The sequence below is a fragment of the Photobacterium sp. BZF1 genome (assembly GCF_014349205.1).
In the GTDB taxonomy this organism is placed as follows: Bacteria; Pseudomonadota; Gammaproteobacteria; order Enterobacterales; family Vibrionaceae; genus Photobacterium.
Window position 1 is genome coordinate 1 of record NZ_JACSOF010000182.1, and the last position, 11,659, is coordinate 11,659.

Sequence of the window (11,659 nt, forward strand, 5' to 3'; positions counted from 1 at the left end):
GCTCGATGTTGGTCAGCATGCGGTCTGGCACTGGGTAGTTACAGCCTAGGAAGGCATTTACAAGTTCGTTAAGGAACTCCTGCTTGTCGATACCTAGGCGGTCTTTGGTGTAGCTCAATGCTTTTTGTAGGAACTTCACGCCTTCTGCGTTAGCGTTTTGCTTAGCAAAGGTGTCAAAACGCTCAACAATACCGTAGCCATCAGGAATGCCACCGAAACCACCGTTTAGGTAAGAGTAGGTACGCTCAGACTCTTCAAGGGCAAAGTCACCCAGACGCAAGAAGGCACGGCGTGGCAAGGTTGCTAGGAAGTTAGGGTTACCACGGCCAGCATCAAGCAGGGTACGATCAGGAACCGTTTGTGCCACTTCGATCAGTTTGTCTTTCAATTCGAATGGGCTTAGGTCTGCAAATTTTGAAAAGTCGATAGTTTTAGTTTCAGTCGTCATAATCTTTTTCTCTTTGCAAGAGTGTCATTGGCCGACCCAATGGCACTCTCAAGTTTCGAGTTAATGTTTTTCAATTATTTGGTAGGGGTTACATACCGGCGTTTTTAGTAATGATGCCGATGATAATTGGGCCCCAGAGCGTCAGTAATACGTTGGCTACAGCGTAAGTCACTGTGAAAGTGAATACCGGTGTTGAGTTACCTGCTTTTTCAAGTAGCGCTGCGAAGGCTGGGTTAGCACTTCGGCCACCAGAAACACAGCCAAGTGCTTCAATTGGGTTGCGAATCTTCAGCACATAGTATGAGAAGAAGAAAGCAACGATTTGTGGAATCAGTGTGACACCGACACCTAGTAGTAGAAGGCTCAAACCATGTTCTTTAACAGCTACAACTGCTTGAGGACCGGCTTCTAGACCAACGATACCGACGAAGATAGCCAGACCAAAGTCACGAATGAAGTTGGCAGCACCCAGTGGGAATGAAGCCACACGTGGGTTACGGCTACGCAACCAACCAACCATTAGACCTGAAATCAAACAACCAGCACCGGAGCCGATAGTCACAGGGATACCAGCGATCTTGAAGCTGATCATGCCGATCAACAGGCCCAGTACCATACCTAGGCCGAAGAACACGTAGTCGGTGATAAATGCAGAGCCCAGACGCTTACCGATGTTTTTCTCAACACGGTTGATATCTTTGGCTGAACCAGTCAGCTGAATAACATCGTTTTTCTTCACTACCAAATCAGGGGTAATTTCAATGTTATTACCGCCACGCTGGTAACCAGTGATGTACACGCCACGGGTGATATCAGCATTTGATTCACGCTTAACTTGCTCTAGTGTTTTACCGATTAGCTTCGAATCTGTCGCAATAAGTTGGCGGTTCTCTTCAATTAGTTCGATGCCCGCTGGTACAGGAACTTCGCGGCCAATGTCTTGGGCAAATTCACGTACCTGGTTGCGGCGGCCTGTCACGATAACCACATCACCATTTTGGATAGGGGTGTATTTATCAATATCTAGGCTCTGACCGTCACGCTCGATAACTTCAATGGCAATATCGATTAGCTTTTCATTGGCTTTAGCGATGGTTTTACCTTGTAGGCTACTTTTAGCATCAACAAGATAAGCACGAGTGACTAGATCCGTTAGGGCATTAAATTCGCCAGGAGCCAACTCTGGTTTACCGCCAGATACTTTTTCAGCCAGTTTGATCGCTTCGCCACGGATATCCCATTTCATGATGGTTGGAATAATCCAGGTCACCATCAAAATTGGGCCCAGAGAACCGAAGATGTAGGTCACAGCGTAGCCTACAGCCACGTTGGTTTGCATCAGTTGCTTGGCTTCAGCCGTCAAGCCTGACAGCTTGGCAATGGCATCACCGGCGGTACCAATAATGGCAGACTGGGTTAGACCACCTGCAGCAAGACCTGCAGCTGTACCACGGTCAAGATCAAAGATCACAGCCGCAGCTAGCACACAAAGTAGGCCTGTGACTGTCATCACTACTGCTGACAGTAAGATATTGACGGTACGGAAGCTCAATGCGCTAAAGAATTGGGGGCCACCTTGGAAACCGACAGCGTAAATAAAGAGAGCAAAGAAAATGCTTTTTACGCCTGGATCAATATGAACGCCAAATTGACCAATAAGTACACCTACTAATAGAGTACCTGCAACACCACCTAGTACAAATCGACCGATTGTAATTTTACCGATCAAATAACCAAAGGCTAATGTCAAAAATAGGGCAATAAATGGCGAGCTACTTATTAAGTTTTGAATAAATGTCATCGCTTTTTACCGAGTTAATTATTGAAGGTTTATATTCGTTGCAATAGAGCTTGAATAAATAAAGGAGCAATAAATAAATGTCTTGTGCTCCGGTTCGTGAAAAATAATAAGGTCAGAGTTAATATTCTAATAATCACTTTTGACGGATGTCACCCGTCAATCATTCAAACTGCTAATACTGACGGGTTTCATCATACATAAACGATTATAAGATTATCGGTAGTATCTTTACTCTATGCCGCCTTAGCATGAAGGCTATAAAGCAATCATCCGTTCTCACTTATTATATTTGGTGGTCATATGTCTGGTATTCTGTCTATTCAGTCGCATGTTGTGTATGGAAAAGCAGGAAATAGTTCTGCAGTATTCCCGCTTCAGCGTATGGGGTTTGATGTCTGGCCGATTCATACCGTGCAATTCTCAAACCACACCCAATATAAAGAAGGGTGGACCGGCAAGGCATTTGCCGCCGAAGAGATCATTCAGCTTGTGGATGGCATTGAAAATATAGGTAAGTTACCAGAGTGTCAGGCTGTACTTTCTGGCTACCAGGGCAGTGCTGAGCAGTGTAATGCCGTTATCAACACGGTTGAGCGGGTAAAAAAGCATAATCCAGAGGCTATCTATACCTGCGACCCTGTAATGGGTGACCCAGCAAAAGGGTGTATTGTTGCGCCGGGGGTAGCGGATGTATTGATTAACCGGCTCATGCCAATGGCGGATATCATTGTGCCTAACCAGTATGAGTTGACTCAGTTTACAGGTATGGAGATCAATAGCTTGCAAGATGCCGTTGCTGCTTGCAAGGAGGCATTGGATAAAGGCCCCAAACTGGTTGTGGTCAAGCACCTTCATAGCGTCAGTAAAGACAAATTCACTATGATGATGGCCACTGATGAAGGAGTATGGTTGGCTAAACGTCCATATTTAACTTTCGCCAAGCAACCCGTTGGTATGGGTGACTTGATCTCGGCTTTATTTACGGGCAAATATCTGAGTACCCAAAACTCACGGATTGCTTTTGATTTTTGTAATAATGCCAGCTTTGCTGTATTACAGAAAACCTACCAACTAAATGAGTGGGAATTACAAACCATTGCTGCTCAGGACGATATTTTTTTCCCGAAAAGTAATTTTAAATTACAGAGGGTTGCTTAAAATGAGTCGTCAATTCAGTAGTTTGGTTGGTGCGTTTGCAAAGAAAATGGTGCCAGCGTTAATGCTAACGTTTTCGGTACTAGGAATGGCAAGCCTTAAACCTTTTCAAATACTGACAGGCTTTCAATTAATGAAAGTCTTTTTCTGAATATTTATCATTCATAGTTTATTTCTCATGTCCAAACAGTTTATTTCCATGGCTGCTTTAGCAAGTGCAGCCATGACTTTTATTCCAGCAGCAAACGCCATCTCATTTACTGATCCTGTCGACGGTAAATTTGACATGGGAGATTACCTTGCAGAAAACGCTTATGGATTTCTACCTGTGCCGATCATCATCACAGAACCTGCGGTTGGCTATGGTGGTGGTGCGATGGGGATCTTTCTTCATGAATCGGAATCAGAGAAAAAACAGCGTAAACAACTGGCTCAGCAGTCGTTAGAGGGTGGGGCTCAGCTCATTCCGCCAGCGGTGACTGTAGTTGGTGCTGCCGGGACAGAAAATGGTACTTGGCTCGCTTTTGCTGCCCACCGTCGGACCTGGAATAAAGATAAAGTCCGTTATCTTGGGGCAATTGGCTACGGTAATGCCAATATCGATATTTATGACAATATCAATCTGTTGGGCAATGATTATGAATTGGCTTTTGATACCAAATCTACCGGCTTGGTGATTTTGCAAAAGGCTGAATTCAGGGTGGGGGATTCCCCTTTGCTGTTGGGGGTTAAGCAGTTTTACTCTCGCTCAACCGTGGAGTCATCGAATCCGGTTGTGGATAAATTCCTGACCGGTTTTATGGGCAAGGAAACCAATATGTCGAGCCTTGGCCTGCTAGCCAAGTATGAAACTATTGATAACCTGTTTTATCCCACGAATGGGTTTGTGGTTAATGCTGAATATGACTTGTATCGCGAGGAACTTGGCAGCGATTATGAATATGACCAATTTAAGCTGGAGGGGGAAGGGTACATCCCGCTGAATAATAAGTGGACGCTGGCCGTCGCCGGTGAACACCAAAGCCTGAAAACCGATGAATGGTTTTTGCCACCGCTATCTAAGCCTTATATAGACTTACGCGGGGTCTCTGCCTTTCGTTACCAAGGTGATGAAGTGACCACCCTACAAGCTCAGCTGATGTACCACATCGATAACCGTTGGACAGTGTCGGGCTTTTACGGTGCTGGTAAGGCAAAAGACGAAGGATGGCTGCAAAACCCACTTACTACCACTGAGAGCAGTACCGATGCCTATGGGGTGGGTTTTCGTTACCAAATTGCCCGTCGTTACGGAATACATATGGGGGTAGACGTGGCCTTTAATGAAGGGGACAGCGCACTGTATTTTCAGGTGGGTTCGGGCTTCTAGCCTTACTGAGTACACATTATGAGTTCCTTGTTATTCCATATTTTCATCTATCTATCCGCAGCAGTCCTCACTGTGCCTATTGCCAAAAAGTTTGGTATGGGCTCGGTACTGGGTTATTTAATTGCCGGCGTTGTCATTGGCCCAGTCGTTGGTTTGGTGGGAGAAGAAACACACTGGATCCAGCATATTGCTGAATTTGGTGTGGTAATGATGCTGTTCTTGGTTGGACTCGAGTTAGACCCAAAAGCACTGTGGAAGTTGCGTTATCGTTTGGTCGGACTTGGAGGCTTACAGATCTTATTGACGAGTATCAGTATTATGCTCGTTGGGATAGTACTGGGTCTGATTTGGCAAATGGCCTTGACCATCGGCATGATCTTCTCCCTTTCATCCACGGCGATTGTGTTGCAAACGCTGGAAGAAAAAAAACTGAATAAAACCGAAGGTGGGCGTGGTGCATTTTCTGTTTTACTTTTTCAAGATATCGCGGTTATTCCAATTATTGCAGTCATTCCTTGGCTGGTATCACCGACCACAACTGAGCTAAATGTAGACGCTGGACAATCGATTGCACACGCAGCAAATGCCTCAACGTCATTCATTGATGGTCTGTCGGGAGGCGAACATGGTTTGTTGATTGCCGTCACAATCATTCTGGTGCTGTTGATTGGTCATGTGTTTTGTCGACCATTTTTCCGGTTTGTGGCTAATGCAGGCGTGAGTGAAATCTCCATTGCAGCATCGTTGATGTTGGTTGTTGGTGTTGCCGGTTTGATGACAGCCGTTGGCCTTTCACCAGCGCTGGGGGCTTTCCTCGCCGGGATGGTGTTGGCAAATAGCGAATTTAAGTTTGAAATCGAAGCCAATCTTGCGCCATCTAAAGGTCTGTTGCTAGGGCTGTTTTTTATCACTGTTGGTGCGAATATTAACTTTACTCTACTAACAGACCATGCAGTTGAGGTAATTGCCATTACGTTATCTGTCATGGCTATCAAAGCTGTTGTGTTATGGCTTTTGGCTAAATTATTCAAGCTACCGCCAAAGGACGGTAAATTACTGTCCGTAAGCCTTGCTCAGGCTGGTGAGTTTGGCTTCGTCTTGTTAGGTTTTGCGCTCCAAAGCCAAGCTTTGACTAATGAATTATCCCAACTCCTCTCTTTGGTTATTACCTTATCGATGATATTGACTCCAGGCATGTTTTATTGGCTGGAAAAGCGGTTGGTGGTAAACAAAACAGTTCAAGTTGAAACCCCACTCGAAGAGGATCTTGATAGCACTGGTCCAGTTATTGTTGCAGGCGTCGGGCGTTTTGGCCATGTTGTTAATCGACTGTTGGTGACTAATGGGATAAAAACAACGGTGTTAGATAGACAGCCTGAGCGGATCAGTAACCTACGTAGTGTCGATATCGAAGGCTACTTCGGAGATGCTTCGCAGTTAAGGATGTTGCAAAAAGCGGGTATTGCGCAAGCGAGTATGCTGGTGCTTGCTATTGATGATACCGAAGAAGCGGTCAATATCGTCACTTTTGTTAAGCAGTCTTACCCCGAAGTCTATGTACTTGCTCGAGCCTATGACAGAAAACACTATTTTCAACTGAAGAACGCAGGTGCCGACTATGTAGTGGCCGAAACATATCATTCGGCGCTAGCCTTGAGTAAAAAAGCGTTGAGCCAAACAGGGCTTTCCATAGACAGTGCTGAGGTCCGGATCAGCACTTTTTCGGAAATAGTTACCCACAATAATGATGTCATTTATGACACTTGGCGTGTGAACTGGCGTAATCATGCTGATCCCAAACAATTGGCTGCATCTGTTAAGAAAACATTTATAGAAGTCGACAAATCACTGGTCGAAAAAATGAAAAAGTTTATCCATCAAGGCAGCGACCATGATGAAAATGGAAAAATCGATTAGCCGTTTATTTCGTATAAATTACTGATTCTATTAGATAAATAATGGAAAATAAACAGTGGATGGCATCCTACATAACAGATTACAGGCTTTAGGTGATACCTCTTATAATACGCCTCATTCACGGGCTAGTGGCATTTTGTTAGCACGTTGAGCATCGATTTTAATCAACTGAAATTCATTTATATCTACAAGAAGACATCTATGAAGCTGTTTACTAAAACCTTGGCTGCAACAACAATTGCTATTGGCCTGGCTGCCTGTGGTAGTGACAATAAAGATAACAACCAAAATACCGATAAAGGCGCGGTCGTGTATGCTGATAATGCCACCGTAACCGGCGTTAGCGAAACGGTTGAAATCCGCAATATCCATGGTGACACCGAGAAAGTGCAAATCGAAGCCTATAAAGGTATTCGTTTTGCAGAGGCTAATCGTTTTCAGCATAGTGGAATAGTAAACCTGTCAGGGGATATTTCTGCTAAAGAATTTGGTAATACTTGTCCGCAGACGAGTGCGAGTACAGCAACGCAATCTGAAGATTGTCTTAACCTCAATATTTGGCGCCCAGCAAATGTGGATGCCAATGCAAAGCTCCCTGTTTATGTATTCATCCATGGCGGCTCATTTGAAACTGGCTCTGGCTCGCACAAGCTAAATCGTGGTGACGTTATTGTTGCCCAAAGTGTCTCGGATACTGCATTAGGCGAGCGTACAGAACCATTCATTGCAGTGAGCTTGAACTACCGTTTGGGTTTGTTGGGTAGCTTACATACTAATGATGCTGCAGGTGGTAACTTTGGTCTTGGTGACCAGAAGCGCGCTTTAGAGTGGGTGAAAAATAATATCGATACTTTTGGTGGTGATAGCGCCAATGTCACGGTGTTCGGCCAAGATGCGGGTGCTATGTCTATCGGCATCATCCAGCAAACTACTGCCAACGAAGATAACAAACAGTTTGATTATTTTGATCGGGCTATTATGCAAAGCAATCCAATTGGTTTGGCACTGAAAGATATTGAAGCAGCACAAACGGTAAAAGAGACAGTTACTGATTCCGCTTTAACTCAATATCAAAAACCGCTGGAAGCCTTGTCTAAAGAAGAAATATTAGAGGTACAAAAAATTGCCAAGCGAGCCGATAAACAGTTGATTGGCTGGCTGACCTCGGATCCTAATACATCGGCTGTCATGCCCTATGCACCATATGTTGAACTCGATGGTGAAGATGAACAAAGTAGTCAGCAAGCACAAGTTGTAGAACAACCTTATAAGACCCAATTTCAAGTGCCGACTGTGCTGAGCTATAACAAGTATGATTCAAGCAAGTTTGCCTCTGTGTTGGATTTAACGTTTTTACTTAATTTAGCTGATGATGATGGTAAACATTTGTTGTTGCCTGAGTTTGATGAAAATATAAAAATCTCAACTCTTATTGATTACATAATTGATAACGTCGAACTGTCTGATGAAGAGGTTATCTATTTACAAGGCTTAAAACTAACATTAAAGTTAGCAGGTAAAGACTATGTAATACGTCAAAACCTGTACAACATTATTCCCCGTTTGTTCTTTGGTTTATTCAACAACACGGCATCAGGTGCGCTGAAAATTGCTGATTATGCCCCAAATGATGACAAGCAATTACTGGATGATGGGGCATTAGGTAATATTACCAAGCATCATAGATTACTCAATGATGTGCTTTATGCTTGTGCCTCTTACAGTGTGGCGCAGAAGCAAAAAGCGGCGCCAGTGACTCTATATCAAAATGATTTTAATGCCAGTTTTTCGGTCAACCCGCTGGACTTGGATTTCCCAGAGGATATCTCACAAGATCCATTAGGTATAATTAGCCCGATTAACAATACGCTTAAATCTATTGGCTGTATTGCCGGTAAAGCGTGTAATAGCTCTGAGTTACCATTTGTCTTCAATAAGAAATACAACGTCAATGAAGAGAAGATGCTGGCATTAAGTAGCAAAGACAGTGCTCTGCAAAGTAAGATGTCACGTTTGTGGTTTAAAAATGATTTGTTTAACAACGGCTACAGTACTACTGATGTAATGGTTGTAACCAATGACGGTCAATTTGAAGCACAGGTTAATTGGGATGACCAATATAACCAAAGTATTGATGAAACAATCTCCACGGGGCTATGTACCGCTTTGGAAGACAACGATATTTTATTTAATTACATGAAATAAAGCTTTACAGGTATTGCGGTAAAACAGGAAGGGAGTGAAAACAACCTTCCTGTTTTATTTTTGTCCGTTCAAAAGATAACTATTAATGACTTAAAACACCCTCATTTAATGCAACAACATGCAAACACAACGCTCGAGGCTCTATGGATACATTTCTTTCAATTGGTGCTCTGGAATCTTTTTTAATCGCCATATGTGTACTGATACTTGGTTTACTGATTAATAATCACATATCAGTATTTCGTCGGTTTAGCATTCCCGAACCCATAGTTGGTGGTTTGGTTGTTGCCAGTATCATTACCGCTTTGCATTTCAACGGCGTCAGCATTGAATTTGAACTCCCGTTACAAAACACCTTGATGCTGATGTTCTTCAGTACCGTAGGTTTGGCAGCAAGCTTTAAGCAGTTAGCTAAAGGGGGAGCCAAGGTATTCTTATTCCTGCTCGTCGCGTCGGTTTATATCGTAGTGCAAAATGGCGTGGGCGTTGGGTTAGCGACAATGCTAGGTTTGGAGCCGTTGATGGGGTTGATTGCAGGATCTATCACTCTATCTGGGGGGCACGGCACAGGCGCAGCCTGGGCGCAGACGTTTAGCGATAGCTTTGGCATAGAACATACCCTGGAAATTGCAATGGCGGCGGCGACCTTTGGCTTGGTGATGGGTGGTTTGATTGGCAGCCCTGTTGGTAAACGCTTGATAAGCAGAAACCAACTATCGAGTGAATTTAGTGAACAGCAAAATCAGCAGCAGATGCCAGAAATTGTTACCTATATCGATACCAAGGTAGAGCGGGTAACAGCTAAGAAAGTACTAATTAACCTGTTTATGATTATCTGCTGTGTGACTGGGGCAAAATATGCGCATCAGTCTGTGAGTGGTATGGATATCAGTTGGTTGATGATCCCCGACTTTGTCTATGCATTATTTATCGGCGTCGTTATCACCAATACCTGTGAATGGTTAGATGCGAAATCCGTTGATACTGAAACCACAGATATTATTGGTACGGTTTCTTTGTACCTGTTTTTATCTATGGCGTTAATGAATCTGAAACTGTGGAATATTTTTGATTTAGCGATTCCTTTTTTGATTATTCTTATGGTGCAAACTGTCATATTGGCGCTGTTCTCCTATTTTGTCACCTTCAAAGTGATGGGGAAGAACTATGATGCTGCCGTTATTTCAGCCGGGCATTGTGGATTTGGCTTAGGAGCTACCCCAACAGCCGTTATGAATATGGGGACTTTAGTAAACCAATATGGGCCGTCACCGCAAGCCTTTGTGGTTATTCCGATTGTTGGTGCATTTTTCATCGATATGGTAAACCTTGTTATTCTACAAGGGTTTATTGGCTTTTTAAATTAATTCACTTAACCACAACATATCCAATCAACAAGCCTGCATAATTGCAGGCTTTTTGTTTTGTGGAATAGATTGATAGATGAAAAATTAAATGATGGATACCATCCTCTATAAGTGATTATCACAGCCCAAACTTTTCCTTTATATTCCTTAGCAAGAAAGCATAGCTATCGATGAGATACCTAAGCTTATTCTTTAAATAAAAAGCAATTAAACATTTTTAGGCAGGTAAGATATTGATGTTTGCCGTTTTAATTATCTCTATATTAACTAATTAGGAAGACAATAATGAAGAAGACACTTATCACTCTGGCACTTGCGAGTATTGCATCAACAGCAACCGCAGCAAATGTGTATAACCAGAATGGTAGTGAGCTGAACATCGGCGGCCGAGCTGAGTTCCGTGGTGATTTCAATGGTACTGAAGATGGAAGTAAAGTTGAAGGTACAATGAAGAACAAAAGCCGTTTCCGTTTGAATGTAGGCGGCTCAACCGAAATCAACCAAAGCCTAACCGCGTACGGTTTTTATGAAGGCGAGCAAACGGTCAAATCATCGAGTGACAATTCCAAAGAATCTGGCTTCAATCAGCGTTATATGTATGCTGGCCTGAAAGGTAACTGGGGTGCACTATCTTTTGGCCGTCAGAATACTGCTGGTGTACAAATCTCTGATATGTCTGATATTGCAACATTCACAGGTGCACAGAAATCATTTATTTCTTCAGGTGATGAGCAGGTCAATAACACTATCGCGTACGGCGTTCAAGTAGGCGGTGCCAATGTACAGGCAAGCTACATTCTAGGCGAAGAAGACAATTCAGACGGTTACGGTGTTTCTGTACTATACAGCTTCCCTATGGGCGTCGGTATTGCACTAGGTTATTCTGCTAATGATGTCCATGACGATGATGATCAAGACCAAATCATTGCTGGTGTAAATTACACTCGCGGTGGTCTATACACAGCATTGACATACACTAACGGTAGCTACAACGACGAAGATGACTTCAACGGTACAGAGTTTGCGGTGAAGTACAAATTCCACAATAACTTCATGCTGATTGGCGCTTACCAGAATCAAGAAATTGGTGGTGACAAAACGGCTGACTTCTTCGAAGCGACTGCAGCCTATGACTTTGCGGACAATGTGTATGGTTACCTGTCATACATGAATAACCGTTTGGATGCCGGTGACGGTTACGGTGATATCCGCACTGTTGATGCGGAAGACACTGTTCGTCTGGGCCTACGCTACACTTTTTAATTAACATATAATTGTTTAATTTAAAATAACCCCAGCAATATTTATATTGCTGGGGTTGTTCTCGTTCAATAGCCAATAGCCAATAGCCAATAGCCAATTAAAAAAAAGCCCTAATCACATGTTAATAGTAAATG

Annotated in this window: 7 protein-coding genes and 1 pseudogene; 6 read left to right on the forward strand and 2 right to left on the reverse strand. The window is 43.3% G+C overall.

Features of this window, described 5'->3' with window-relative positions; genetic code table 11:
• Both BIZ37_RS26780 and aspT read right to left on the reverse strand, forming a co-directional pair.
• Positions 1–448 (reverse strand): annotated as a pseudogene (locus BIZ37_RS26780) (bifunctional aspartate transaminase/aspartate 4-decarboxylase); the annotation flags it as partial.
• 88 nt (positions 449–536) lie between these two features.
• Positions 537–2,249 (reverse strand): aspartate-alanine antiporter, encoded by a 1,713-nt coding sequence (aspT, locus tag BIZ37_RS26785; protein ID WP_187464125.1) that lies wholly within the window; start codon positions 2,247–2,249, stop codon positions 537–539.
• 300 nt (positions 2,250–2,549) lie between these two features.
• On the opposite strand from aspT, the gene pdxY reads away from it, so the two are divergent.
• From pdxY to BIZ37_RS26815, 6 genes are all read left to right on the forward strand, one after another.
• Positions 2,550–3,407 carry a pyridoxal kinase PdxY gene (pdxY, locus tag BIZ37_RS26790; protein ID WP_187464126.1) on the forward strand — a complete coding sequence of 286 codons (858 nt, stop codon included), beginning with the start codon at positions 2,550–2,552 and terminating at the stop codon, positions 3,405–3,407.
• Positions 3,408–3,627: 220 nt separating this feature from the next.
• On the forward strand, positions 3,628–4,773 hold the full coding sequence (locus tag BIZ37_RS26795) for a BamA/TamA family outer membrane protein (RefSeq protein ID WP_255526922.1): 1,146 nt from the start codon (positions 3,628–3,630) through the stop codon (positions 4,771–4,773).
• A gap of 18 nt (positions 4,774–4,791) precedes the next feature.
• A complete protein-coding gene (locus BIZ37_RS26800) occupies positions 4,792–6,690 on the forward strand; it encodes a cation:proton antiporter (protein ID WP_187464128.1) in 1,899 nt (632 codons plus the stop codon).
• Positions 6,691–6,891: 201 nt separating this feature from the next.
• Positions 6,892–8,895, forward strand: a complete 2,004-nt coding sequence (locus tag BIZ37_RS26805) for a carboxylesterase family protein (RefSeq protein WP_187464129.1) — start codon at positions 6,892–6,894, stop codon at positions 8,893–8,895.
• Between the two features lie 143 nt (positions 8,896–9,038).
• Positions 9,039–10,262 carry a sodium/glutamate symporter gene (gene gltS, locus BIZ37_RS26810; RefSeq protein ID WP_187464130.1) on the forward strand — a complete coding sequence of 408 codons (1,224 nt, stop codon included), beginning with the start codon at positions 9,039–9,041 and terminating at the stop codon, positions 10,260–10,262.
• A 285-nt stretch (positions 10,263–10,547) separates the two neighbouring features.
• Positions 10,548–11,525, forward strand: coding sequence for a porin (locus BIZ37_RS26815; RefSeq protein ID WP_187464131.1), 978 nt, complete (start codon positions 10,548–10,550; stop codon positions 11,523–11,525).
• The last annotated feature ends 134 nt before the right edge of the window (positions 11,526–11,659 follow it).